Raw genomic sequence first — 25,511 nt, forward strand, 5'->3', positions numbered from 1 at the left:
TCGAGGAGTACGTCACCGTGACGACGACCCCCATCTCCGACAGCCTCGTCCCGACGCTGCCGGGCCACTTCTACACCGATCCGGAGATCTTCCGGCAGGAGCAGGAGCGCGTCTTCGAGTCCCTCTGGTTCTGCGCGGTGCGCGCCGCCGACCTGGACCGGCCCGGCGCCTTCCGCACCGTCCAGATCGGCCGCGAGAGCGTCCTGGTCACCCGGTCGCGCTCCGGTGAGCTGCGCGCCTTCCTGAACATCTGCCGCCACCGCGGCGCCCGGCTCTGCACCGAGGAGTCGGGGCAGGTGCGCCGCAACCTCCAATGCCCGTACCACGCATGGACGTACGACCTCGACGGGAAGCTGATCGCCGCGCCCAACCTGGTGAAGATGCCGGATGTCGACCGGACCGCGTACGGCCTGGTCAAGGTCGCGCTGCGGGAGTGGCTCGGCTACGCGTGGGTGTGCCTGGCCGACGAACCGCCGTCCTTCGAGGAGACCGTCGTCGGCGCGGCGGTGGAGCGGCTCGGCGACGCGGCGTCCATCGAGCGCTACGGCACCGAGAGGCTCAGCCTCGGCAAGCGCGTCACGTACGACGTACGCGCCAACTGGAAGCTGATCGTCGAGAACTTCATGGAGTGCTATCACTGCGCGACCATCCACCCCGAACTGACCGAGGTCCTGCCGGAGTTCGCCGACGGGTTCGCCGCCCAGTACTACGTGGGGCACGGCGCCGCGTTCGGCGAGGAGGTCAGCGGCTTCACCGTCGACGGCAGCGCGGGCTTCGGCCGGCTGCCCTCGGTCGACGACGAGCAGGACCGCCGCTACTACGCGATCACGATCAAGCCGACCGTCTTCGTCAATCTCGTCCCCGACCATGTGATCCTGCACCGGATGTTCCCGCTGGCCGAGGACCGTACGGTCGTCGAGTGCGACTGGCTGTACGCGCCCGAGGTCGTCGCGTCCGGCGCCGACCTCGGCAAGTCCGTGGAGCTCTTCCACCGGGTGAACGAACAGGACTTCGCGGCCTGCGAACGCACCCAGCCCGCGATGGCGTCACGCGCCTATCGCGGGGGCGGAGTGCTGGTCCCGACGGAGCACCACATCGGGGAGTTCCACGAGTGGCTGGCGAAACGGCTCACTACGGAGTGAGCCGGCTCACTACGGAGTAAGCCGGTTCGCTACGGAGTCGTCGCCGGGCGCTTGTACATCCGTGTCGCGGTGATCTCGCCGTGCACCGTCTCGCCGGCCGGGTCCTGCTGCGGCAGGCCCGGCCGCAGGTGCTCCTCGACGCTGATGTACTTCAGGCCGGCACGCAGGTCCGCGTCGTTCCGCAGGCGGATCACCAGCGGGAACTCGGCGAGCGCGGTCGTGTCGAACAGACCTGTGGTGTAGAGCAGTTGGACGCCGAGCGCGTCCGACACGGCCCGCTGAAGCTCCAGGAGGTACGTGGCGTTGGCGCGGCCGATCGGGTTGTCGAGGAACAGTGTGCCCGCGTGCCGGTGCTTGTCGCGGCCCCGGTCGTTGCTGCGGAGGGCAGCCATCGTGCAGTACAGGGCGATGGCGGCAGTGAGCAGCTGGCCGCCGGAGAACACGTCGCCCATCTGCCCGACGGGCACCCGCTCGGCGCGCAGCACGGCGTCCGGCTTGAGGATCTCCACGGCGATGCCGCGCGGCTCCAGGGCGGCCTGGACTCCGCGCAGCAGCAAGGACATTCCGTCCCGCCGCAGGTCCGAGTTCTTCTTGACCGCCGCGCGCGTGGCCTCGTCGATGACCTCGCCGAGCCGCTCGGTCAGTGTCGCCGGGTCGGGCTCCTCGAAGCGGACCCGCAGGAACTCCTGGCCCGACCACTCCCCCAGGCCCTCGGGCAGCTGCGAGAGGCGCTGCGCGGACCGGAGCGTGGCGAGCGAGGACTCGACGAGGCCGCGCAGCCGGTCGACGATGCTGTCGCGGTTGCGCTCCAGCTGCTCCAGCTCGTCGGTGAGGACGCGCAGCCGGGGCGCGAACGCGTCGGCCCACTTCTTGGCGTGCTCCGGCAGTGCGGAGGCGGGCAGTTCGCGGATCTGCTGGCGGGCCGGGGTGCGCACCTGCTCGTAGCGGGTGGAGTTCGCATGCCGTACGAGGATGTCGCCGGCCTCGCGGACGGCGGCCTCGGCGGCGGAGAGGTCGGCGGCGCAGCCGCGCAGGGAGCGGCGGGCCTCGGCGGCGGACTGGCGGGCCTCTTCGAGGGAGCCGGGGTAGGGCTCGGGCCCCTCCGCGCCTTCACCCTCGGGGTCCTGGTGCTCGCGCAGCAGGTCCCGCAGGAGCGCCGCCGTCTCGTCGAAGCCGCCGGCGGCGTCCTCGGTGGCGCGGTGCCTGTGCAGCAGGGCAGCGTGCGCGTCCTTGGCCTGGCTCAGCGCCTCGGTGTGGTCGGCCAGTTCGCCGGTGGCGGTGCGCAGCAGGGCCTGGGCCTGCTCGGCGTCGGCGGGGACGAGGTCTTCGGGGAGCTCGGTGTGCGCGTCGCCGTCCTCCGGGGCGAGCCGCTCGGCCTCGCCGCGGAGCCGGCCGAGTTGCTCGCTCGCGGTGGAGGCGCGGGTCTCGATGAGCTGGACCTGGGCCTCCGCGCGGGCGGCGGCGGCCTGCCGGGAGGGGCCGTCGGAGCCGTCGGTGCCTTCGAGGAGCAGCGCGGCACGGGTGCGGACCTTGTTGCTGAGCCGGTCCAGCTCGGCCAGGGCGCCGCTTTCGTCGCTCTCGGCGCGGGCCTGCTCGGCGCGCAGGTCGGCGCCGACACCGACCTTCTCGTAGAGCTGGGAGGCGGCGCGGTAGGCCTCGCGCAGGGCGGGCAGCGAGGCCTTCGGGGCGTCCGGGTCCGCCGGTACGTCCTCGGGGGCACCCGCGATCTCGGCGCGCTCGGCACGCAGGGCGCGCGCGGTGCGGCGGGCGTCGTCGGCGGCGCGCTGGGCGGCGCGGCGGTCCTCGTCGGCGGCGCGGGCGCGGTCCAGGCAGGTCTGGGCGCGGGACTCCGACTCGATGGCGTCGTCGGCCAGTTCGCGCAGCTTGGCCTGCCAGCCGGCGCGCTCCCGGAGCCGGAAGGCGAGCCCGGCGAGGGCGTCGGCGGCGCGGCGGGCCCGCTGGGCGGCCTCCTGCCGCTCGTCACGCACGCGTGCCGCTTCGGCGGCCGCCTCGTCGGCCTCGGCGCGGATGGTCCGGGCCTCGGCGAGCTCCGCCTCGGCCTCCTCGGCGAAGGCGCGTGCGTTGCGGGCGGCGGTGGCGAGTTCGTCGAGGCGGCCCGCCGGGCATCCGGTGCGCCAGGAGGCGAGCCGCGCGGCCAGCTCACGGTCCTTGGCGAGGCGGACGGCGAGGGTCCTGATCTCCTCGTCGCGCCGCGCCGCCCGCGCGCGCAGCGTCTGCCGCTCCTCGTCGGCGGCGTGCTCGTCGTGCATGGCGGGGTTCGGCGGTACGAGGAAGACCCCTGCGTCGCCCGCTTCGTCGGCCGGGGTGGGCGCGAGGAGGGCGGCGGCGGTGCCGACGGCGACCGCGGAGCGGGGCAGCAGCGCGGCGCCGTCGAGGGCCTCGCGGGCGCGGGCGTGCGTGTCCGGGTCGGTGATGACGACGCCGTCGACCAGCTCCGGGCGGGCGGCGAGCACGCGCGCGTGGTCGGCGGGATCGACGGCCTGGGCGAGATAGCGCCAGCCCGGGAGCGCTGGGATGCCGTGCTCGCCGAGGAACTCGACGGTGGCGAGGACGTCCGGGCCCGGCGGGAGCAGTCCGCCGTCGCCGAGGGCACCCAGGATGCGGGAGTCGTCGGCGGCGGCCGTGCGCAGCTCGAACAGCTGCCGCTCGGCGGAGCTGACGCCGTCCTCCAGGAGGGTGCGCAGATCGTCGGCGCTGCGGTCCAGCTCGGCTACGGAGAGGGGGCCTTCCGGCTGAGGGGTGGCGTCGCCGGCGGCTTCGTCGGTGTCCGTGCCGCCGCCCTGCCGGGGCTGCGGCACCGCGCCCGGAGTGCCCGTGCCCGGCAGCCCGAGCAGCTCGGCGAGGCGTTCGTCCGCGGCGATCGACTCGGCGGCCTTGCGCTCGGCGTCGTACGCGTGCTCGGCGGCGTCCCCCGCGTCCGAGGCGCGGGCCGCGGTGAGTTCGGCGCGGGACTCGGCCGCGGACGCCTCCTTGGCGTGCTCGGTGGAGCGCAGCGCGGTCTCGCGGGTGGTCTCCCAGGCGGCGACCGCGGTCTTCTCGGCGTCGCTCGCCGCGAGTGCCGCGCGGGCCGGATCGGCGTCCGGCGCGGTGTCGTCGAGCCAGCCCGCGCGGACGGCCTCGGCGGTCTCCTGCTCGACCTCCGTCAGGCGCTGGCGCAGATGCCCGGCCTCGCTGCGGGCGCGCTGGGCCTCCGTGGCGGCGGCGGTGGCGTCGCGGTGGGCGGCCTCGCCGGTCTCCTGGAGGGCGGCTGAGCGCTCCTCCTCCTCGTTGGCGAGGGTCTCGGCGCTCTCGGCCGAGGTGTGCAGCACCCGGACGAGATCGGCGGCGGCCTTGGCGCGGGCGGCGAGCGCGGGCGCGGCGTCCCGCTCGGCCTCCAGGATCGCGGCGGCCACGCGCGCGGAGCGGTCGGCGGCCGCGCGGTGGCGCAGCACGGCCTCGGCGGCCTGCCACGCGGAGTGCAACTGGCGCGCGTCGGCCAGCTCGCGGCGCTGGGCGGCGGCGGCCTTCTCGGCGACGGTCAGCGCCAGCGAGGCGTGCCGGAAGGCGAGTTCGGCGGCGATCAGCGCGGACCTGCCGCGGGCCTGCTCGGCAGTGGTGACGGTGTGCGCGGCGGCGGTGACCCGCTCGGCGAGTTCGGCGGCGCGGCCCCGCTCTTGAACGGACCGCGCGGAGAGGCGGCGGGCCAGCGTCCGGGTGCGCCGCTCGGCGCCCGCGTGCACGTCACGCGCGCGTGCCCGGGTGTCGGCGGCGTCGACGATCCGCCCGAGCAGATCGACGGAGCCCGCGGTGAAGTCCCGCTCGGCGATGAGTTCGGAGCGGCGGCCGAGCTTGTTGCCGAAGCCGTGGACCAGGTCGGCGAGGCCGTCCGTGTCGCGGGTGTCCGTGACGGCGCGAAGGAGTAGGTCGGTGAAGTCGGAGTCCTTCTTGACCGCGAAGAGGCCGGCGGCCTCGCCCTCGTCGGCGTTCATCTCCCGCTGGTAGCGGAAGAGTTCGGGGTCGAGGCCCAGGTCGCCGAGGTGTTCGTTCCAGCGGTCATGGATCTCCTCCCAGTGCACTTCGAGGTGGGGGTACGCCTTGACCGCCTCGGTCATCGCGTCGCGGAAGCCCTTCATGGTGCGGCGCCGCCCCTGGGCGCCCGACGCGCCCTCCACGGGCGGCCGCACGGCGGTGGACTCGGCGACGGGCAGCGAGTCCAGGCTCATGCCGGGTCCGGGCCGGAAGGAGTACCAGGCCTCGGCGAACTTCCGCGGGTCGTTGGAGACCTGCCGGCCGCGCCACTCGCTGACCTTGCCGACGACGACGCACTCGCCGGTCAGCGTGTGCTGCCACTCCAGGGCGACATGCCCGCAGTCGTCGGCGAGGAGGAACTTGCGGAGCACTCCGGAGCTTGCGCCGCCGAGCGTGTTGCGGTGGCCCGGCAGCATCACCGAGAAGATCAGCTTGAGCAGGACGGACTTGCCGCCGCCGTTCTCCAGGAAGAGCACGCCCGCGGGCGCGGGGCGGCGCGGCGGGCCGACCGGCTCCTCCTCGAAGAACTCCGCCTGGGCGGGCGCGGGGTCGGGCACCTCCGCGCCGACGCCACGCAGGTCAAGCACGGTGTCGGCGTAGCGCGCACCGGCGGGGCCGATGGAGTAGAGGCGGACCCGGGACAGCTCGTACATGGCGGCGGACTCTCGTCGTAAGTCGGGGGGAACGGCGGGACGTTGAAGGGGCGAAGGCGGCGGTGCCGTCGGGACGTCAGGAATGGAAGGGCAGGCCCGCGTCGGCGGCCAGTTCCAGGTCGTCGGTGTCGTCGGGGGGCAGCAGGGTCGCCGACCCGTCGGTGACGGGCACGATGCCCAGCTCCAGGAGTTCGGCCATGGCCGCGCCGCCCGCCATGTCGCGGACCTGGAGCTGATAGCGCGCCGTCGTGCGGTACGTCCCGCCCGAGTCGTCGCCGGTGCGCTGCAGGAACCCGGAGTCGGTGAGGAAGGCGACGGCCTTGCCGATGATGCCGGTGGTCGATCCGGCGAGCCTGCGGGCGTCCTTGGTGGCGCCGGTGGAGCTGCGCCTCGCCCAGATCCGCCAGGCGGCCTCGAGGCTCGGGGCGTCGGTCGCCGGGTCGGTGTTCTCGCCCTGCTCCTCGGCGCGCTCCTCCAGGCGGTGGCAGGCCTGGCGTACGAAGGCGTCGACTCCGTTGACCGTGACGCGGCCGATGTAGCCGTCGTCGGCGAGGTCCTCGGGGCGCGGGAACGCCATGGCGGCGACGGCGAGATGGGCGAGGCCGTGCAGGAACCGGTCGGTGGAGTCGGTGGACGCGCGGCGTGCGTAGTCGCCCATACGGACGGCGAACACCGAGTCCTCGGCGGCCGTCACGGCCATCCCCGCGCGCGGGGACACCTCCAGGACGACGAGGCCGAGCCCGGCGGCGACGGCGTCGGCGAGCCGCGCGAAGGGCGGGTCCTCGCGGTACCGGCGCAGCAGTTCGGCGTACTCCTGGTCGCGGGCGGGCTGGAGCTTGGGCTGGAGGCCGAAGGCGACGAGACGCGCGGCGTCGGCGGCGTCGGCCGGGGTGACGGCCGCTGTCGCGGCGGGCGCCACAGGTGCCGTCGGGGGGCCCGGCTCGCCCCACGCGGCGTGCTCTGCGGGGTGGTCGGTCACGGCTTGTGCTCCTTGCGGCGGTCGTACGGAAAAGTCTCGAAGGTGGCGGGGGTGCTCACAGAGGCGTCGGGGCTGCTCACGCGGCCTCCGTCCGGTCGGCGGCCATGCCGACGGCGTCGAGCAGGGCCGTGCCCACGATGAGGTCGGCGCCGCCGAACTCCAGGTCGTCGAGTTCCGTGCCGTCGTCCACCGCGAACAGGAGTTTCTCCTCGCCCTGGCGGTAGGCGGTGCCGACCGGCGGGCTGGCCGCGTGGACGGCGAGGAGGGCGACCAGATAGGGCAGTTCGGCGTCGCGCGCGCGGGCTTCGGCGAGCAGTCCGGAGAGGCGGCGGGGGGCGTCGGAGGGCAGGTCGAGCAGCTCCATGGCGCTCGAGAGCTGCTCCTCGCTGAACCGGCTGTCGTCGGGCGTCGCGATGAGGTCGGGCTCGGGCATCTCCACGCCCAGGTGCTCGCGCTCCTGCGGCGGCGTGAGCAGTATGTCGACCAGGTCGCCGACGCGGACGGAGACGGGCGTGCGCAGCCCTGTGCCGCGGGCGAAGAAGGCGTCCGTCACGCGGCTCGCCCGCTCGACCGGGAGCGGCAGGAGCGGCGCGACGAGCTGGCCGTACAGGTCGAGGCCGGTGCGCGAGGTGGGCGCGGCGAAGGCCTGGCGGTCCTGTTCGGCGCGGAACAGCGGTCCTGCCTCCAGGAGGCGGGACTGGAGCTGGGTGTGGCGGCGGATGCAGTCCTTGACGATGTCGACCAGCTCGGCGGCACGGCGCTTGTGCTCGGGGTCCTCGGTCTCGTCGCGGGCCTTGCGGATGTTGGTCAGGATCGCGTTCTCGTGGCGGTAGCGGTCGGCCACGTGGTCGAGGGCCTCCGCGATCATGTCGGGGACGGCCTGCAGCCAGTCCACCGCGCGCACGTTGCGCCGGGTCGCGTCGAGGGCCTTGCGGAGCGTTTCCGAGTACTGCACCGTCCGGTAACGCGCCTGCTCGGCGGCGAGCTGGGCGTCGGCGAGCCTGCCCCGGCTGATCAGGACCTCCAGCTTCACCTCGGCGGCGATCTGGGCGCTGGTGACGTCCGTGTCGAGGGCGCCCACCAGGACGTTGACCGCCTCGTCGGTCGTGCGGAGGTAGACCCCTCCGCCGTAGCCGGGCACCTCTTCGATGAGCTTGAAGTCGTAGTCCCTGCGGACATAGGTGCCGTCGGGCGCGAAGGTGCCGTACACGGCGCGGAAGCCGCGGTCGACGCTGCCGACGTTGATCAGGTTCTCCAGGACCCAGCGGGCCACCCGCTCGTGCTCGGCGACGGGGCGGCGCGGGGCCTGCGCGGCGACGCGCGGGAGCAGCCTGGCCACTATCTGCTCATGGTCGGCGCCGGTGTCGAAGTCCATGTTGAGCGTGACGAGGTCGATGGCGGAGAGGGCCACCTCCGCCATCGCGTAGACCGTGTACTCGCCCGCGAGGTTGGCCTTGCGGGTGTCCAGGTCGTGCAGCGGGGCCGTGCAGGCGAGCGCGCGGAGCCGCCGCGCCAGGCCCTCGTCGGCGGCCGGGCCCAGAGCGGGCCTCGGCCCCGCGCTGAGCTGGGGCGGAGCGGTGTCCGTTACGGCAGGCGAAGTCACGGTGCACAGACTAGATCCTCGGTCTGACAACGGTCGAAACGGCGCAGATGCGACCGGGTCGGGGGCCCGGCGTCCGGCGGCGGCGACCGGGTTCAGCCCTCGGCCGTCACCAGCTGCCCGTACACCTCGACGAGGCCGCTGCGGGAGTCGTCGAGGTAGTCCGCGAGCAGCCGCTCCGCCTCGGCGGCGTCGCCGGCCCGCAGGGTGTCGAGGATCTGCCGGTTGCGGGCGAGGTAGGGCTCGTGCAGGCGCCGCGGATCGGCCACCACGTGGAAGGCCAGGCGCAGTTCGGCGAAGACGCTGCGCATGATCTCGTCGGTGCGGGCGCTCCCGGCGAGTGCGACCAGTTCGCGGTGGAAGACGATGTTGGCGGTGGAGACGCCCTTCCACTCCCGCGCGCGGGCGGCCTTCGTGCCGTCCTCGACAGCGCCCGCGAGGCCGTCGAGCGCGAAGGGCGGGTCGCCGAGGCCGCGGACGACCGCGCATTCCACGAGGCGCCGGGTCCGGTAGATGTCCTCCACGTCCTCAATCGTGAGAACTCGGACAAATACCCCGCGGTTGAGCTGATGGACGAGCAGCCGCTCGTGCGTGAGGAGACGGAAGGCCTCGCGCAGCGTGTTCCGCGAGACGCCGAGCGCGCCGCCGATGCTGTCCTCCGACAGCCGCACGCCGGGCGGGAAATACCCCTCGGCGATACGGCTCCGCAGGATGTCCGAGACCCGCTCCGCCGTGCTCGTACGCCCCAGGAGCACTCGATCGTCGGCCAGTCCGCTCGCGCCAGCCATTCCCTCAGCCATGCCCGGATTCAATCGCAGATACAAGAACGAAACAACGTGGGTATTGAGGGATCGTTCAACAATCCTCTACCTTGGCGGACGCAGCGCCGTCCCGCCCCCGCACGGGCGGACGCGGCACCGTCCCCGCACGCACTGCCCATTCCGCACCCTCCGTCCCCCTCTGCGAGGTGCCCATGAGCACGCCCCCTCCACCTCAGGCCGTGACGACCGACCCGAGCCCGGCCGCCGCCGAACTCCCCGAAAGCGGCGGCCCCCTCGGCTGGCTGCGCGACCTCGGTCCGCGCGGCCGCCGCGCCTTCGCCGGCGCCTTCGGGGGCTACGCCCTCGACTCCTACGACTACTTCACGCTGCCGCTGAGCATGGTCGCGCTGGCCGCGTACTTCGGCCTGGACAGCGGCCAGACCGGCCTGTTCACCACGGTCACGCTGGTCGTCTCCGCGATCGGCGGCGCCGTCGCGGGAGTCGTCGCCGACCGGATCGGCCGGGTCAAGGCCCTGATGATCACGGTCGTCACGTACGCGGTCTTCACCGTGGCCTGCGGCTTCGCGCCCAACTACGAGACCCTGCTGGTCTTCCGCGCCCTCCAGGGGCTCGGTTTCGGCGGTGAGTGGGCGGTCGGCGCGATCCTGGTCGCCGAGTACGCCACCGCCAAGAACCGCGGCCGCACGCTCGGCGCGATCCAGAGCTCCTGGGCGGTCGGCTGGGCCCTCGCGGCGATCGTCTACACCCTGGTGTTCCAGTTCCTCGACGAGGACATCGCATGGCGCGTGATGTTCTGGACCGGCGCACTGCCCGCGCTGCTCGTCGTCTACGTACGCCGCAATGTCCACGACGCCCCCGAAGCGGCCGAGGAACGGCGCAAGAGCGCCGACAAGGGGTCGTTCACCGCGATCTTCAAGCCGGGCCTGCTGCGCGTCACGCTCTTCGCGGTGCTGCTCTCGACCGGTGTGCAGGGCGGCTACTACACGCTCGCCACCTGGGTGCCCACGTACCTGAAGACCGAGCGCGGCCTGACCGTCGTCGGCACGGGCGGCTACCTCACCTTCCTCATCTCCGGAGCCTTCATCGGCTATCTGGCGGGCGGTTATCTCACCGACGTACTGGGCCGGAAACGGAACATCACGCTCTTCGCGTTCCTGTCCGCGGCGAGCATCCTGGCGTACACGAACATCCCGGACGGCGCCAACGGCCTTCTCCTTGTGCTCGGTTTCCCGCTCGGCTTCTGTATGTCGGCGATCTTCAGCGGATTCGGTTCGTTCCTCAGCGAGCTCTATCCCGCCGCCGTGCGCGGCACGGGGCAGGGCTTCACGTACAACACCGGACGCGCCGTCGGCGCCGTCTTCCCCACCATGGTCGGCTTCCTGGCCGACAGCTGGGGCGTCGGCGGCGCTCTCGTCTTCGGGGCGGTCGGCTACGGAATCGCCGTCCTCGCCCTTCTCGGGCTCCCGGAGACGCGCGGAAGGGAGCTGCTGTGACCGGGGCCGCCGCGATGCTCCAGGACCCCGCACAGGCCCGTGCGCTCTTCCGCTCGGGCGTGAGCGGACCCACCGCGGGCTGGGCGGCCGGCCACACCCAGGCCAACCTGATCGCCGTCCCGGGCGACTGGGCGTACGAGATGCTGCTGTTCTGCCAGCGCAACCCGAAGCCCTGCCCCGTCCTGGACGTGACGGACGCCGGGTCCTGGACGACGCCGCTCGCCCCGGACGCCGATCTGCGCACGGATCTGCCGCGCTACCGGGTGTGGGAGCACGGCGAGTTGGTGGCCGAGCCGACGGACGTGGTCGAGCACTGGCGCGACGACCTGGTGTCGTTCCTCATCGGCTGCAGCTTCACCTTCGAGGGGGCACTGACCGACTCCGGAGTCCCGATGCGCCACGTCGAGCAGGGCCGCAACGTCTCGATGTACGTCACGTCGCGCCCCTGCCGCCCCGCGGGACGGCTGCGCGGCCCCATGGTGGTGTCGATGCGTCCCGTGCCGCCCGAGCACCTCGCCACGGCCATCAGGGAGACCGCGCTGCTGCCCGCGGTGCACGGCTCTCCGGTGCACTGCGGCGAACCGGCGGGGCTCGGCATCGACGACCTGGACCGTCCGGACTTCGGCGACCCGGTGGCCGCCGAGCCCGGTGACATCCCGGTGTTCTGGGCGTGCGGAGTGACCCCGCAGGCGGCGGTGATGGCGTCGCGGCCGCCGTTCGCCGTGACGCACGCGCCGGGCCAGATGTTCATCACCGATGCCCGCGACGAGCAGTACCGGGTGGCCTGAGCGGGTCACCGCAGGGCATGGGAAACGCGAAACAGGAGACCTACGTAGATGACCGACACCTCTGCCGGCCCTCGGGCCGACGCCGTGATCGATCTCAACGCCGACCTCGGCGAAGGCTTCGGCCGCTGGCACCTGACCGACGACGAAGAGCTCCTCTCCGTGGTCACCAGCGCCAACGTGGCCTGTGGCTTCCACGCGGGGGACGCGGCCACCATGCGCCGGGTGTGCGAGCAGGCGGCGGCCCGCGGGGTGCGGATCGGCGCCCAGGTCTCCTACCGCGATCTGGCGGGCTTCGGGCGGCGCGCGATGGACGTGCCGCCCGACGAGCTGGCGGCCGAAGTGGCGTACCAGATCGGCGCCCTGGAGGTCTTCGCACGGGCGGCGGGCAGCCGTGTGTCGTACGTGAAGCCCCATGGCGCGCTCTACAACCGCGTCGTACGCGACGAGGACCAGGCCCGTGCCGTCGTCGACGGCGTGCTGCTCGCGGACGGCGCACTGCCCGTGCTCGGGCTGCCCGGATCGCGCTTCCTGGAGTGCGCGGAGAAGGCCGGACTGCCGGTGGTCGCCGAGGCGTTCGCGGACCGCGCGTACACCCCGGAGGGCACGCTCGTGCCGCGCGGCAGCGACGGCGCCGTCATCACGGAGGCGGGCGCCGTGGTCGAACGCTCCGTCTCCATGGCCCGCTCCGGGACCGTCACCGCGAGCGACGGGCGGCAGATCGACGTCCGGGCGCGCTCGTTGTGCCTGCACGGCGACACCCCCGGAGCGGTGGCCCTGGCCCGCGAGGTCCGGGCCCGGCTCGCGGCGGCGGGCGTCCGCGTGGAGGCCTTCGTATGAGGGTCCTTCCGGTCGGCGGCCGGGCGCTGCTCGTCGAACTGGCTGACGGCGACGAGGCGCAGGCGCTCCACGCCGAGCTGCTGCGCCGCAGGGCCGCGGGCCTTGTCCGGGTGCGCGAGATCGTCCCCGCGGCCCGTACGGTGCTGCTGGACGGCCTGGAGGACCCCGGCCGCGTCGGCGCGGAGCTGGCCGGCCTGGAGATCCCACCGCTCCCGGCGCGCGCCGAGGACGTCCTGGAGATCCCGGTCCGTTACGACGGTCCCGACCTGGCCGAGGTCGCGGCGCACTGGGGTGTGTCGCCCCCGGAGGTCGCGGAGATCCACTCGGCGGCCGAATTCCGCGTCGCCTTCTGCGGGTTCGCGCCCGGCTTCGGCTATCTGACCGGTCTTCCGGGCCGCCACGAAGTGCCGCGCAGGGCCACTCCTCGCACGACGGTCCCCGCGGGCAGCGTCGCCCTGGCCGGTCCGTACACCGGGGTGTACCCGCGCCCATCGCCCGGTGGCTGGCAGCTGATCGGTTCGACCGACGCCGTGCTGTGGGACCACGCGCGCGTGCCCGCCGCGCTGCTCGCTCCCGGCGTGCGGGTGCGTTTCGTGGCGGAGGCGCGATGACCGACCGTGCCTTCGCCGTCGTACGGGCCGGGGCGCTGACCACGGTGCAGGACCAGGGCCGCCCGGGACACGCGCACCTCGGGGTGCCGCGCTCCGGGGCGCTCGACGCACCCGCCGCCCGCCTCGCCAACCGGCTCGTCGGCAACCCGCCGGACGCCGCCGTCCTGGAGACCACCCTCAACGGCTGTTCCGTAAGGCCGCGTTGCGCGGTCACCGTCGCGGTGGTCGGCGCGCCCTGCGCGGTGACGGTCGACGGCCGGCCTGCCGCGTGGGGCGCACCCGTACGCGTCCCGGCCGGGGCGCTGCTCGACATCGGGGCGGCCGTCTCCGGAGTACGGTGTTACGTCGCTTTCGGCGGTGGAGTGGCCGCCGAACCGGTGCTCGACAGCCGCTCCACGGATCTGCTCTCCGGGCTCGGTCCGCCGCCGCTGACGGACGGCACCGTCCTCCCCCTGGGCAGCCCCTTCGGCGCACCCCACGCGCGCGTGGACGCCGTCCCGCACCCGGCGCCGCCACATGAGCTGATCCTCGGGATCGCGCCGGGGCCGCGCGCCGACTGGTTCACTCCGGGCGCCCTGCGCACGCTCACCACGCGCGCGTACCGGGTGTCGTCGGCGAGCAACCGCATCGGCCTGCGCACCGAAGGACCCACCCTGGAGCGGGCGTTCACGGGTGAGCTGCCCAGCGAGGGCATGGTCCTCGGGGCCGTCCAGGTGCCGCCGGACGGCCGCCCCGTGGTGTTCCTCGCCGACCATCCGACGACCGGCGGCTACCCGGTGATCGCGGTGGTCAGGGAGGCGGATCTCGGCGCGGCGGCCCAGGCGGTGCCGGGTACGCCCGTGCGCTTCGTCACCGGAGGGCCGCGCTCCTGAGCACCGCTAGGCCGCGTCCGGCTGATCCGCGGCCGAGAGCGCGGCGAGCGCCGCCGTCACCGCGTGACCGGCGGTCAGGTCGAGGCGGGCGCTGCTGCCCCGCACCTGATGCCGGATCTCGGCGGCGGCGAGGGTGAGCAGTTGGGGCAGCAGATCGGTGCACCGGCGGGCCACCCAGCCGGTGCCCGCGGTGGCCAGCCACCAGAGACTCGCGGAGCGGGTGGGGAGCGGTAGTTGGGGCTCGCAGGACGGTGGGCTGCCTTGCGCCGCGCCGCGGGCGGCCAGCGTTGCGTGGAAGCGGGCGGCGACGACTCTGTGGCCGCGTTCCGAGGGGTGCAGTCTGTCCGCGCTCCATAGCGTGCGGTCGGCTACCCACTCGGCGTCCGCCAGGTGCAGGTGGGCTGCTCGGTGGCGCTCGGAGAGGGCGTGCACCACGGCGTTGACGGCTCGCTGGCGGCGGGCCAGTGGGCGGGCGAGGGCGCCGGGGAGACCGAGCATGGCTCCCGGGTCGGGGAGGCATGCGGTGAGGAGTTGGGCGCCTTGCCTGGTGGCGGCGCCGTAGATCTGGTCCAGGTTTGTCGCCACGGCATGGATGTCGAAGGTGCAGCGGAGGGTGTCGTTGACGCCGACGACCACGGAGACGAGGTCGGGGCGCAGTTCGAGCGCCGCGGGCAGCTGGTGGTGCAGTACGTCGCGGGTCTGGGCGCCGCCTTGCGCCACGTTGTGGAACTCGATGTCTCCCTGCGGGGTCAGCCCGCCAGCCAGTAGTGCGGCCCAGCCTCGCCAGCCGTCTGCCACGGGGTCCCCGATGCCCTCGGTGAGGGAGTCGCCCATGGCTACGAAGCACAGCGGTTTCATTGGGGCCGCCCCTCGCTGCGTGCCGCCCCGGACGCCCCTCCGCCCGGTGAATCGGTACCCGGCAGTGGGGTTGTGCCCACCCGTTCCGCCCTGCGGAACGACTGCCCACAACCAGGACCGGCGGAGGTCGCCGCGTCATGCGCGCCCAAGAAAGCCTCCACCGCCACGTCCCACCCAAATCGCTCCGCACGCGCGCGTGCCGCCCCCCTGCGGGTGCGCTCGGGACGGGCCAGCAGCCTCTGGACGGCGGTCGCGAACTCCTCGCCGCTGTCCCCCGCCGCAGCACCCGCCCCGCCCACGATCTCCGGCAGCGCCGACGACGCGCTCGCCACGACCGGTGTCCCGCAGGCCAGTGCCTCCAGGGCAGCGAGGCCGAACGTCTCGCAGGGGCCGGGGGCCAGGCAGACGTCGGCCGTGGCCTGGAGTGCGCCCAGGGCCGCGCGGTCCGCGACGTGGCCGAGGAAGGTCACCGGCAACCGCCGCTCACGGGCCCGCAGTTCGAGGCGCGCCCGCAGCGGGCCTTCCCCAGCCACCACGAGCCCGGCCCGCACTCCCCGGCGGCGGAGCGACTCCAGGGCGTCCAGCGCCGTACCCGGCCGCTTCTCCACCGAAAGCCGGGAGCAGAGCACCAGCAGCGTCTCCCCCTCCGCCACGTGCCGGGCACGCACGCGTGGATCGCGCAGGCCGGGGTGTCGCCCCGCCAGGTCGACGCCGAGCGGAGCCCGTACGACATTGCGCGCCCCGATGCGGACGAACTCACGCTCGGCCCACTCCGTGGTGCAGACGACACGCGCGTACGCGTGCGCGGTACGGGAGTTGAGCGCGTCGGCCGCGCGCAGTGCGGCCCCCGGAGGCAGGCCCCATGTCCGCAGCACCGCGTCGGTCGCCTCGTGGGAGACCATCACGGCTGGGATGCGGCGGTACCGCGCCCACGCGCCGGTCCAGCGCAGTGTCGTGCGGTCGGAGACCTCGATGCGGTCCGGGGCGAGCCGCTCCAGGAGCCGGGCAAGGCGCGCGCGGTCGGTGAGGACGCGGTAGCCGCCGGTGCCGGGCAGCAGGCGGCCCGGCAGGGTCAGGACGCGCCCCTGGTCGGTGTCGCACGCCGAGGCCCGCTCGCCGGGCACGACGAGGATCGGGTCGTGCCCGGCGGCCCGGTAGCCGCGCCCCAACTCGCGCAGCGCGGTGCGCAGTCCGCCCGACGCGGGCGCCACGAAGTTGGCGAGCCGCACGATCCGCAGCGACTCCGTAGAGCGCGGTCCGCAGCGGGCCACCGCCTCCCGGTACACCGCCGCCCTCATGCCGCCACCGCCGTCCGCGCGGCGAGCACCTCGGCGTAGTGGTCGACGAGCTGCTCGCCCACCGCCGCCCAGGTCCGCCCCTCGACGGCGGCGCGACCTGCCGCCCCGTAAGCGGCGCGCAGCCCCGGATCGGCGCTGAGCGCCCACACCGCGTCCCGCACGGCGAGCGCGTCGCGCGGCGGCACGAGCAGTCCCGTGCGCCCCGGTGTCACGAGGTCCAGCGGGCCGCCCGCGGCGGGCGCGACCACCGGCACACCGCTGGCCATCGCCTCCTGCACGGTCTGGCAGAACGTCTCATAGGGCCCGGTGTGCACGAAGAGGTCCAACGAGGCGAAGATCCCGGCGAGTTCGTCCCCGGTGCGGCGCCCCAGGAGGAGCGCGCCCGGCAGCGCGGCCCGCACGGATTCCTCGCTGGGCCCGTCGCCCACGACGACGACGCGTACGCCGTCGAGTCCGCAGACCCCGGCGAGGAGTTCGACCTGCTTCTCCGGAGCGAGCCGGCCCACATAGCCGACGATCAGTTCGCCGTTCGGGGCGAGTTCACGACGTATCGCGGCACTCCGTAGTGAAGGCCTGAACCGCGCGGTGTCCACTCCGCGCGGCCACAGCCGCACCCGCGGCACACCGTGCGCCACGAGGTCGTGCAGGGCGGCCGACGACGGGGCGAGGGTGCGGTCGGCGGCGGAGTGCACGGCGCGGATGCGGCGCCAGGCGGTGGCCTCCCCCATGCCCATGTAGGTGCGGGCGTAGCCGCCGAGGTCCGTCTGGTAGACGGCGACGGCGGGGATGCCCTGCCGGGCGGCGGCCGCCATGCCGCGGGCGCCGAGCACGAACGGGCTGGCGAGATGGACGAGTTCGGCCCGGTGCGCGGTCAGCGCCGCGGCGAGCTTCCGGCTCGGCAGGGCCACCCTGACCTGCGGATAGCCGGGGAGCGGCAGAGAGGGCACATGGACGACGGGGCAGGGCGCGCTTGCGTCGGCGTCCGCCCCGGCCGCGGGGGCCGGGGCGATGACGAGGGGGTCGTGACCGCGGGCGACGAGCTGCCGGGCGGTCTGCAGCGCGCAGTGCGCCACTCCGTTGACGTCGGGAGGGAAGGATTCGGTGACGATGACGACACGCATACCGGTGTTGTCGTCGCGTGGGGCGTGGGCACGTCAACGTGGATCTTTCCTGGCGGGGAACGTCCCATGAGCGTTCCCCTCCACGCCGGTCCCAGGATCACGCCTCAGAGCCGCTGCGCACCCGTCCCGCCTCAACGGCGGGTCAGCTCACACCTCGGCGGCGTCCGGGTCGATTCTGCTGCGCACCGCGGTCTGTACCTCGTCCTCCTCGGCGGGGTCCGCGGCGAGCCTTCGGAGTTGGGCGACCACGCGGGCGTCACCGGTCTCGGCGTGCCGTGCGGCCACCTCGCGGGTGGACTCCTCGCAGTCCCAGAGGCATTCGACGGCGAATCCCGCGGCGAAGGAGGGGTCGGTGGCCGCGAGCGCGCGGGCGGCGCGGCCGCGCAGATGGGACGAGGCGGTCTCGCGGTAGACGTGCCGCAGGACGGGCGCCGCGCAGGCGATGCCGAGCCGTCCGGCTCCGTCGACCAGGGTCCACAGGGTGGGTGCGTCCGGGCCTTCGCCGCGGACCGCTTCCCGCAGCGCGGCCAGGACCAGCTTGCTGTCCTGCGCGCCGCCCCGGCAGGCGAGCACGCGTCCGGCGGCGGCTCCGAGCGCGTCGGGCCGGTAGGCCCAGCGGCGGGCGCGCTCCACGGCGGCGACGCCGCGCATCCGTTCGAAGGCCTCGGCGGCCGCGTCCACCACGATCCGGGACGGGCTCTCCATCGCGTACTCGATCAGATCGAACACGTCGGGATCATGGGCGTCCGCCAGGTAGCGCAAGGCGGTGCCGCGCGCCCCGTCGGAGCCGCTGCGGGCGGCCTCGAGGATCTCGGCCCGGTCCTCGGGTCCGGCGACCGCCGTGAGGCAGCGGGCGGCGGGCACGTGCAGCACGGCGCCGCGCTCCAGGCCCTCCTGCGCCCACTCGAAGACGGCCTGGACGCTCCAGCCGGGCCGTGGCCCGGACGGCCGCATCTGGCGCTGCCAGCGGTCGAAGGAGCCCTGTTCCCGTGCGGCGCGCACGCGGGCGCCGACTTCGGCGCGCGGATCCTCTTCCCACAGCCGCCAGGGCCGCGGTTCGTAGGCGTCGCGCACGGCGGCGGCGAGTTCGGCCTCGCCCTCCGCGTCGGCGGGGAATCGGGCGAGGACGGGTACGGCGAGGGCGCGCAGGCCCGCGTCGTCGTCCCGCAGCGCGAGTTCGTCGAGGGCCCAGGCCCAGTTGGCGCCGAACGCCGCGTACCTGCGCAGCAGCTCCAGGGCGTCGCGCCTGCCGTAGGAGGCGAGGTGGCCGAGGACCGCGAGGGCGAGCCCGGTGCGTGAGTCGTCCGTGTTCAGGACGTCCTCGGCGTCGAAGAGGTGCCGCTCGATGCCGCCGATGCCGCCGTGCAGGTCGAGGTAGAGGCGGGCGTAGTACAGCGAGCGGTTCTCCACCTGCCAGTCGTGGCGGGGGTCGTGCAGGACGCACTGGTCGAGGGCGGCCAGTGCCTCGGATCGGGGGGCGGTGAGTGCGTGCAGCGTGCCGTCGCCGCGGCCCCGCTGCAGCAGGCCGAGCAGCGTACCGCTGGGCGCTATGACCGGATCGAACATGGGAAACAGCCTCACATCAAGCGTCGACGCAACCGGGAATCGTGAATTACCTGGCCGTGCGCCAACACGTCGGGCCGCCCGCCGTCTCTTGCTTGCTGTAGACCATCTTCCTCTGCCTCTCGTCGGTGGCCCGAAGGGATCCCGGACGGAGAGTCCGGGGGCGGGCCGCTCACGGTCCGCGCGGTGCGGCAACACCTGCCCCGCCGTCGCGTCCGTGAATCACGTCGTCATGATGACCCAGCGGTTCAATCCGCCGCGACCACATTTCCAGCGCCCCCGTCGTTGCTGGTCAGCTACCCCGTTCAGGCCGCTCCGAACAGCTCGAGCAGCTCCGTCTTGGCAAACATCCGGGCCGTGTCCAGTGCCGAGGGCGTCCCCGCGGCCGGATCGGCTCCGTGGTCGAGCAGGGCCCTGATCACCGCGTCCTCGCCCTTGAAGACGGCGCCGGCGAGCGGCGTCTGCCCCCGGTCGTTGGCACGATCGGCGTCGGCACCGCGCTCCAGGAGGGCCCGGACCGCCTCGGCGTGGCCGTGATAGGCGGCCAGCATGACGAGGGAGTCGCCGCTGTCGTTGGTGAGGTTCGCCGGAACACCGGCGTCCACGTAGGCCGCGAGCGCCGCGGTGTCGCCCTGGCGGGCCAGATCGAAGATCTTGGTGGCCAGCTCCACGACTTCCGGGTCAGGGGCTTCGCTCATGGATCGGACCGCCTTTCGACTGCGGGTGTCTGTCAGGGACGTACGGCGCCCGGTGCGGCCGTACGAGTGAATCGACAGGGTACTGCCCGTCCGGGTACATGACCGGGCCCGCCCGCGGCAAAGATCACCACAGGCCCCGGACGCCCTCACGACCTGCGCTCGGGTGGCCCAGTAAGCCTCGGCCATTCGAGGGAAATTACGGGAAATTACCCCATTTGCACCTTTTATCGTATGGATACATGCTGTGAGCCTGGAAGTACTGATGGTGACTGTCCCCACCAACCAGGAGAACCTTCATGATCCTGTCCATCTCAGGTGTCGTGCTGCTCGGAATCATCGTCTTCCTCTTCTTCCGCAAGGACGGGCTGAAGGCGTCCCACGCGCTGGTCTGCGCGCTCTTCGGCTTCTACCTCGCGGGCACCGCCATCGCCCCGAGCATCAAGGCCGGCGGTGCGAGCCTGGCGAGCCTTCTGGGCGGGATCAAGTTCTGACGTCCCCCGCCTCCCACAGCTACTCGTTCGCACCATCAGGAGACTGACGTGGCCCGGCGCCCCCTCCCCCGCATTCTGAGCAACGGCACTGCCCCGATCGCCCGGAGCCGGGAGCTCGCACGGTCGGCCGCCGACAGCGCCACCGACGTCCTCCACCCGCTGATCACGATCACCCGTGGACTGCGCCGACTGGCTTCCGCCGGGCGGCGCAAGTGGGCCGACACACCGAAGGACCGGCGCGGACCGCTGCTGTTCCTGGTGGCCTCCGTGGTCCTGGTCGTGGCGCTCATTCCGTACGGTCCGCTGCTCGCCGCCATCTGCCTGATGGCGGCCGCCGCGTGGACGGGACGGGAGCGCACCGCGCCCGCACCGACGGGCCCCGACGAGGCGCAGACCCAGCGGCTGCAGTCCCTCTACGAAGCCCTCGTCCCGTATTTCTCCGTCCCCGATGACCCCGCCCCGCTCTTCGCGCACGGCGGCGAGTGGGACAAGGCCTTTCCCTCCTACGAGTTCGACGGCTCGGGCCGCGTCTCCCATCTGGTGGTGCGCTACCCGGCGTACTTCACCGACGGCGAGGCCGCGTCGCGCGCCCGCATCGAGCAGCTGCTGCACGCCAAGTCCGGCCGCGGCCGCGAATACCACTTCGAGTGGGACGAGGAGGGCAACCAGCTGACGGTGAACGTGCTGCCGCCGCTGCCCACCGACATCGCCGCCCAGCGCTTCGTCACCGCCCCCGGCGAGACCGTGCTCGGCTTCACCGATCCCACCGGTGTCCAGCGCACCCTGCCCGTGACGGACGGCGACGAGCAGCGGGACGTACCCCCGGTCGTCTGGCGCACCGGCCCCCGTTCGACCGAGCCGCACCTCCTGGTGGTCGGCCAGCCCGGCAGCGGCACCACGAGCCTGCTGCGCTCCATCGCTCTCCAGGCCCTCCAGCACGGCGACATCCTCGTCGTCGAGGGCAGCGGCACCGGCGACTACGCCTGCCTGACCGGCCGGGACGGCGTCCTCGCCGTCGAGTGCGGGCTCGCCGGATCCCTCGCCAGCCTGGAGTGGGCGGCGCACGAGACGGAGCGACGCCTCATCTCCACCAACCGCGCCCGGCAGGCGGGCCACCCGGCGCCGGACGACACGAAGCGCCCCCTGTGGATCCTCCTGGACCGCCCCAGCGTCCTGGGCCACCTCGCGGCGGCCGACGGGCACAAGGACCCGCAGTCACTCCTCCAGGTGCCGCTGCGGCACGGCAGGGCGGCGGGCGTCACGGTCGTGGTGGCGGACCAGTTCGACAGCCTGGACGCGCTGAGCGATCCGGTACGCCAGCACACCCGCGCGCGCGTGGTCCTCGGCCCGGCGACGGCGGACCAGCTGGAGGACATCCTCGGCACCCCGCCGAACACGACCCCCACGGCCGACGTCCCCGCCGGCCGCGGCTACGCCCGCCTCGGCACCGGCCCGGTCCACCGCCTCCAGGTACCCGCGACCCCCGACCCCTACGACGACGCCACGAGCGAGGCCCACCGGCAGGCGATCATGGAACTCCTGCCGGGGCGGAGCACGCCGGTGGACGCGGAGGCCTCGACGGCAACAGCGACAGCCGAGGCGGAACCGGTGCCTGCCGAGAACTGAGACATGCGGCGGAGAAGCGCATCCCAGGTGTCCTGTCGCAGCCTGTCTGACGCGGGGCTTTCACGGAAGTGCGCCGATGCAAGGGCCGTCCCGTGATTGATCTTCCGGCGTCCACTCGCGCGTCAACCCATGTTGACGTCACTTAGGATGTCAACGCGGGTTGACGCCATGGGTGAGCAAGTGATACTTGCCTGCGGGGTGGCCGCCGGCCCGCTCTTCACCGTCGTATATCTCTTGGCGGGTGCCAAACGGGTGGACTACAAGCCGCTCCGCCATCCTGTCGGCTCGCTCGCCCTTGGCCGTGCGGGGTGGGTGCAGACCGCCGACTTCCCCGACTTGCTCTCCCTCATCACATTCCTCGCACTTGCCATGGCCTGTTTCGTGTCCGCGCCGTCCGACTCGCCGGGGTGGGCCGTCTACTCGATCGCCAGCGGCGTGCTCTTCGCAGCGACGATGGCGCTGGCCAGTGCCGCATTCGGCCAGAATCAACGCTTGGCGAACTTCGGCGGACTCATCCAACGCATCGCCATCACCATCGGCTGGACCTGGCTGGCTCTGCTCGCCGTTCGCGCTCTGCACGCTGAGACGCCCCTCGCTGCCGTTGTCCCTCGGGAGTCGCGTTCGCGATATCGACAGAAGCGCCGGTAGAGGGGGTCTTGGGTTCGAGACGATCGGTCCACTCTTTCCCGAGGTCGAACGGCATTCCCGACGCGGACCAGTCCTCAACGATCTTCCCCGCCAGGTCGAGGGCTTGTCGGACCTTCGGGTGACGGCGGACGAGCCGGCCGGGTCGACGCTGGGCCTCGATGACTTCCGGCAGGACGGCTAGCGGGATGTCGTGAGTGGAGCGGGTCCAGAGTTGATGCCGCCGGGCCCGGAAAGTGTGGCCAAGCGTTCAGGCGAGTGGGGAGTCCGGCTGACCTCCGTCGTCGCCGCCCGACACCAGCCCGTGAGACACCGCTGCCCGCGGTACGGTCTGCCGATCGTTACGCCACAAACGCCCGAGGCGTCTCCACCCCCGACCCCGCCCCCGTCTCCACCAACCGCGCCGCCGCCGCCAGCCGCACCGCCGCCTCCTCCGCCACCGCGCCTCCCACGGTGAAGGGCAGCCGTACGTACCCCTCGAACGCGCCGTCCACTCCGAAGCGTGGCCCTGACGGGACCCTGACCCCGACGCGTTCGCCCACCTCCGCGAGGCGGGAGCCGGAGAGGCCGCCCGTGCGGACCCAGAGGGTGAGGCCGCCGGCGGGGATCTCGAAGTCCCAGGCGGGGAGTTCGCGGCGGACGGCGGTGACCAGGGCGTCGCGGTTCTCGCGGGCCTGTGCCCTGCGGACCTCCACGGCCGACTCCCAACCACCGGTGTTCAGGAGCCAGTTCACGGCCAGCTGCTCCAGCACCGGGGTGCCCATGTCGGCGTACGCGCGGGCCGAGATCAGGCTCCGGATGACATCGGGGGCCGCCCGCACCCAGCCGATCCGCATGCCCGCCCAGAACGCCTTGCTCGCCGAGCCGACGGTGATGACCGTCGAGCCCGCCGGGTCGAACGCGCAGACAGGACGCGGCATCTCCAGGTCGTCGTCGAGGCACAGCTCGCTCATCGTCTCGTCGACCACGAGGACGGTGCCCGCATTGCGGGCCGCGTCGACCAGGCTGCGCCGCTGGTCCTCGTCGGCGAGCGCGCCGGTGGGGTTGTGGAAGTCGGCGACCACGTACGCGAGCCGGGGCGCCGCGTCGCGCAGCACCTGGCGCCAGCGGTCCATGTCCCAGCCGCCGAGTCCCTCGGCCATGGCGACGGGGACGAGTCGGGCGCCCGTCTCGCGCATGAGCTGGAGGATGTTGGCGTACGAGGGGGACTCGACGGCGATGCGTTCGCCGCGCGGCGCGAAGAGATGGCAGATCGCGTCGATCGCGCCCATCGCGCCGGTCGTCACCATGATCTGCTCGGGCATGGTGGGGATGCCGCGCGCGGTGTAGCGCTCGGCGAGCATCTGGCGCAGTTCGGGGAGCCCGGCGGGGTAGTCGCCGTGTGTGTGCGCGTAGGGCGGGAGTTCCTCCAGGGCGCCCTGGACGGAGCGGGTGAGCCATGGCTCGGGCGCGGGCAGTGCCGCGCACCCCAGGTCGATCATCGAGCCGAGCGCCTCGGGCGGCAGCGGTTCGAGGCCGCGCGCGGGCAGTGGGTTCCCGGCCGGGACGGCGGTCCAGCTGCCCGCTCCCCTGCGGGACTCCAGGAAGCCTTCGGTGCGCAGTGCCTCGTATGCCGCCGCGACGGTGGTCCGGCTGACGGAGAGCGACACGGCGAGTTCGCGTTCGGCGGGGAGCCGCGCGGCGACGGGCACGCGCCCCTCGAGGACGAGCATGCGGATGCCGTCGGCGAGGGCGCGGTAGGCGGGCGGGCGGCGTGTGCCCGGCCCCGCTGGCCGCGTCTGCTGTGAGGTGAGGAGCCGGGCGAGCTGTGTGGCGCCCACGGCCGAAGTCCACTGAGCCATGATTCCCAGTCCACCTTCCTGGAATTGGCCATGGTTGGCATCCCTTTACAAGCCACAGAGTGTCATGCGTCAGGCCACCATCACTACTGGGGGGACTCCTTGTCCACGAAGAAGCCTTCGACCACCGAGCGGACGGGGACGGCCGGCCCTCATCTCGTACGACGACTGCTGCAGCTGTACGTCGGTCTGGCGCTGTACGGCGCGAGCTCCGCGCTGCTGGTGGTGTCCGGGCTCGGCCTGGAGCCGTGGAACGTGCTGCACCAGGGGCTCGCCGAACTGACCGGCGGATCCATCGGCGTCGTGTCGATCTTCGTGGGCGCGGCCGTGCTGCTGCTGTGGATCCCGCTCCGGCAGCGCCCCGGACTCGGCACGGTCTCCAATGTCTTCGTGGTGGGTCTCGCGATGGACGGGACGCTCGCGCTGATGCCGGAGGCGCACGCGCTGGCCGCCCGCGTGCCGCTGCTGGTCGCCGGCATCGTCCTGAACGGTGTGGCGACCGGCCTCTACATCTCGGCGAAGTTCGGGCCGGGGCCGCGGGACGGTCTGATGACGGGTCTGCACCAGCGCACGGGCCGCTCGATCCGGCTGATGCGGACCCTGATCGAGGTGGCGGTGGTCGCGACGGGCTTCGCGCTGGGCGGCACGGTGGGCGTCGGCACGGTCCTCTACGCCCTGTCGATCGGACCGCTCGCCCAGTTCTTCCTGCGCTTCTTCGCCGTTCCCGCGCCATCGGCGGGAGGCACCGTGGTCGCCGGCGGTCAACCGGAGCAGGCGATACTGCAGCGGTGACCACGCGCGTACGCCACCCCTATCTCGACCATCCGGGCCCGCTCGCCTTCGCCCACCGCGGCGGGGCGGCCGACGGCCTGGAGAACACGGCCGCGGCCTTCCGGCGGGCGGTGGACCTGGGCTACCGGTACATCGAGACGGATGTGCACGCCACGTCGGACGGCACGCTGGTCGCCTTCCATGACGCGACGCTCGACCGGGTGACGGACGCCGCGGGGCGGATCGCGGATCTGCCCTGGAGCGAGGTGCGCCGCGCGCGCGTGGCGGGCAGCGAGCCGGTGCCTCTCTTCGAAGAACTCCTGGAGTCGTTCCCCGGCGTCCGCTGGAATGTGGACGTGAAGGCGGAGCCCGCGCTGCTTCCCCTCCTCGATCTGCTGCGCCGCGCGGACGCCTGGGACCGTGTCTGTGTCGGTTCGTTCTCCGAGGCGCGGGTGGCCAGGGCCCAGCGCATCGCGGGCCCGCGCCTGGCCACCTCGTACGGGACCCGCGGAGTCGCCGCGCTCCGGGCGCGTTCGTACGGGGCACCCGTCCCGGTGCGCGGCTCGGCGGTGTGCGCGCAGGTGCCCGAGACGCACGGCGGGATCCGTGTGGTGGACCGGCGCTTCGTGCGTGCGGCGCACGCGCGGGGGCTGCAGGTCCACGTCTGGACGGTCAATGACGCCGGCCGTATGGCCGCCCTTCTCGACCTCGGGGTGGATGGCATCATTTCCGATCACATCGAGACGCTGCGCGAGGTGCTCAAGGACCGGGGCACCTGGTCCTGACCGCTCCGGCGGCGGCAGCGGACCACGGGGA

The 25,511-nt window shown here is 73.3% G+C and carries 21 protein-coding genes; 11 read left to right on the plus strand and 10 right to left on the minus strand.

The window, feature by feature from the left end:
* Nucleotides 1-17 precede the first annotated feature (17 nt).
* Complete coding sequence (locus ACIBKX_RS38550; protein ID WP_363275439.1) at nucleotides 18-1,142, plus strand: aromatic ring-hydroxylating dioxygenase subunit alpha; 1,125 nt, start codon at nucleotides 18-20, stop codon at nucleotides 1,140-1,142.
* 29 nt (nucleotides 1,143-1,171) lie between these two features.
* Here the strand turns inward: ACIBKX_RS38550 and ACIBKX_RS38555 are convergent, their stop codons facing one another.
* From ACIBKX_RS38555 to ACIBKX_RS38570, 4 genes are all read right to left on the minus strand, one after another.
* Nucleotides 1,172-5,824 (minus strand): hypothetical protein, encoded by a 4,653-nt coding sequence (locus ACIBKX_RS38555; RefSeq protein WP_363275441.1) that lies wholly within the window; start codon nucleotides 5,822-5,824, stop codon nucleotides 1,172-1,174.
* Nucleotides 5,825-5,900: 76 nt separating this feature from the next.
* Entirely contained in the window at nucleotides 5,901-6,743 is an 843-nt protein-coding gene (locus tag ACIBKX_RS38560) for a hypothetical protein (RefSeq protein WP_363275527.1), read from the minus strand.
* A gap of 136 nt (nucleotides 6,744-6,879) precedes the next feature.
* Nucleotides 6,880-8,406, minus strand: coding sequence for a hypothetical protein (locus ACIBKX_RS38565; protein WP_363275442.1), 1,527 nt, complete (start codon nucleotides 8,404-8,406; stop codon nucleotides 6,880-6,882).
* Nucleotides 8,407-8,498: 92 nt separating this feature from the next.
* Nucleotides 8,499-9,203 (minus strand): GntR family transcriptional regulator, encoded by a 705-nt coding sequence (locus ACIBKX_RS38570; RefSeq protein WP_363275443.1) that lies wholly within the window; start codon nucleotides 9,201-9,203, stop codon nucleotides 8,499-8,501.
* Between the two features lie 173 nt (nucleotides 9,204-9,376).
* Between ACIBKX_RS38570 and ACIBKX_RS38575 the strand changes: the two genes are divergently transcribed.
* Genes ACIBKX_RS38575 through ACIBKX_RS38595 form a run of 5 tightly spaced genes read left to right on the plus strand, consistent with a single transcriptional unit; the run spans nucleotide 9,377 to nucleotide 13,786 of the window.
* On the plus strand, nucleotides 9,377-10,678 hold the full coding sequence (locus tag ACIBKX_RS38575; RefSeq protein ID WP_363275444.1) for an MFS transporter: 1,302 nt from the start codon (nucleotides 9,377-9,379) through the stop codon (nucleotides 10,676-10,678).
* A 14-nt stretch (nucleotides 10,679-10,692) separates the two neighbouring features.
* Nucleotides 10,693-11,466, plus strand: a complete 774-nt coding sequence (locus tag ACIBKX_RS38580) for a putative hydro-lyase (RefSeq protein ID WP_399377207.1) — start codon at nucleotides 10,693-10,695, stop codon at nucleotides 11,464-11,466.
* Between the two features lie 48 nt (nucleotides 11,467-11,514).
* Nucleotides 11,515-12,303 carry a 5-oxoprolinase subunit PxpA gene (locus ACIBKX_RS38585; protein WP_363275445.1) on the plus strand — a complete coding sequence of 263 codons (789 nt, stop codon included), beginning with the start codon at nucleotides 11,515-11,517 and terminating at the stop codon, nucleotides 12,301-12,303.
* Nucleotides 12,300-12,914, plus strand: coding sequence for an allophanate hydrolase subunit 1 (locus ACIBKX_RS38590; protein ID WP_363275446.1), 615 nt, complete (start codon nucleotides 12,300-12,302; stop codon nucleotides 12,912-12,914). The genes ACIBKX_RS38585 and ACIBKX_RS38590 overlap by 4 nt, the downstream gene beginning before the upstream one ends.
* Nucleotides 12,911-13,786: a biotin-dependent carboxyltransferase family protein gene (locus tag ACIBKX_RS38595; RefSeq protein WP_363275447.1), complete on the plus strand. Its 876-nt coding sequence runs from the start codon at nucleotides 12,911-12,913 to the stop codon at nucleotides 13,784-13,786. Before ACIBKX_RS38590 ends, ACIBKX_RS38595 begins: the two co-directional genes overlap by 4 nt.
* 6 nt (nucleotides 13,787-13,792) lie before the next feature.
* Here ACIBKX_RS38595 and ACIBKX_RS38600 read toward each other — a convergent pair whose 3' ends face one another.
* The 5 genes from ACIBKX_RS38600 to ACIBKX_RS38620 form a co-directional block, all read right to left on the minus strand.
* Entirely contained in the window at nucleotides 13,793-14,644 is an 852-nt protein-coding gene (locus tag ACIBKX_RS38600; protein WP_363275448.1) for an SGNH/GDSL hydrolase family protein, read from the minus strand.
* Nucleotides 14,641-15,942, minus strand: a complete 1,302-nt coding sequence (locus tag ACIBKX_RS38605; protein WP_363275449.1) for a glycosyltransferase — start codon at nucleotides 15,940-15,942, stop codon at nucleotides 14,641-14,643. Before ACIBKX_RS38605 ends, ACIBKX_RS38600 begins: the two co-directional genes overlap by 4 nt.
* Nucleotides 15,939-17,063: a glycosyltransferase family 1 protein gene (locus tag ACIBKX_RS38610; protein ID WP_363275451.1), complete on the minus strand. Its 1,125-nt coding sequence runs from the start codon at nucleotides 17,061-17,063 to the stop codon at nucleotides 15,939-15,941. The genes ACIBKX_RS38605 and ACIBKX_RS38610 overlap by 4 nt, the downstream gene beginning before the upstream one ends.
* Nucleotides 17,064-17,210: 147 nt before the next feature.
* Nucleotides 17,211-18,629, minus strand: a complete 1,419-nt coding sequence (locus tag ACIBKX_RS38615) for a HEAT repeat domain-containing protein (RefSeq protein ID WP_363275453.1) — start codon at nucleotides 18,627-18,629, stop codon at nucleotides 17,211-17,213.
* 302 nt (nucleotides 18,630-18,931) lie between these two features.
* On the minus strand, nucleotides 18,932-19,324 hold the full coding sequence (locus ACIBKX_RS38620) for an ankyrin repeat domain-containing protein (RefSeq protein WP_363275454.1): 393 nt from the start codon (nucleotides 19,322-19,324) through the stop codon (nucleotides 18,932-18,934).
* Nucleotides 19,325-19,620: 296 nt separating this feature from the next.
* Here ACIBKX_RS38620 and ACIBKX_RS38625 point away from each other — a divergent pair, with 296 nt between their 5' ends.
* From ACIBKX_RS38625 to ACIBKX_RS38635, 3 genes are all read left to right on the plus strand, one after another.
* Entirely contained in the window at nucleotides 19,621-19,815 is a 195-nt protein-coding gene (locus tag ACIBKX_RS38625) for a hypothetical protein (RefSeq protein ID WP_018534760.1), read from the plus strand.
* Nucleotides 19,816-19,863: 48 nt separating this feature from the next.
* A complete protein-coding gene (locus ACIBKX_RS38630) occupies nucleotides 19,864-21,441 on the plus strand; it encodes a hypothetical protein (RefSeq protein WP_363275456.1) in 1,578 nt (525 codons plus the stop codon).
* A gap of 168 nt (nucleotides 21,442-21,609) precedes the next feature.
* The gene (locus tag ACIBKX_RS38635; protein WP_363275457.1) at nucleotides 21,610-22,089 is read left to right on the plus strand and encodes a DUF998 domain-containing protein; all 480 of its coding nucleotides are present in this window, start codon (nucleotides 21,610-21,612) and stop codon (nucleotides 22,087-22,089) included.
* A gap of 338 nt (nucleotides 22,090-22,427) precedes the next feature.
* On the opposite strand, the gene ACIBKX_RS38640 is transcribed toward ACIBKX_RS38635, so the two are convergent.
* Nucleotides 22,428-23,927 carry a PLP-dependent aminotransferase family protein gene (locus ACIBKX_RS38640; protein ID WP_363275458.1) on the minus strand — a complete coding sequence of 500 codons (1,500 nt, stop codon included), beginning with the start codon at nucleotides 23,925-23,927 and terminating at the stop codon, nucleotides 22,428-22,430.
* Between the two features lie 165 nt (nucleotides 23,928-24,092).
* Here ACIBKX_RS38640 and ACIBKX_RS38645 point away from each other — a divergent pair, with 165 nt between their 5' ends.
* Complete coding sequence (locus ACIBKX_RS38645) at nucleotides 24,093-24,716, plus strand: hypothetical protein (protein ID WP_363275530.1); 624 nt, start codon at nucleotides 24,093-24,095, stop codon at nucleotides 24,714-24,716.
* A complete protein-coding gene (locus ACIBKX_RS38650; RefSeq protein WP_363275459.1) occupies nucleotides 24,713-25,480 on the plus strand; it encodes a glycerophosphodiester phosphodiesterase in 768 nt (255 codons plus the stop codon). The genes ACIBKX_RS38645 and ACIBKX_RS38650 overlap by 4 nt, the downstream gene beginning before the upstream one ends.
* Nucleotides 25,481-25,511: the final 31 nt, after the last annotated feature.

The organism is Streptomyces sp. NPDC050658 (assembly GCF_044457025.1).
Lineage (GTDB): Bacteria > Actinomycetota > Actinomycetes > Streptomycetales > Streptomycetaceae > Streptomyces.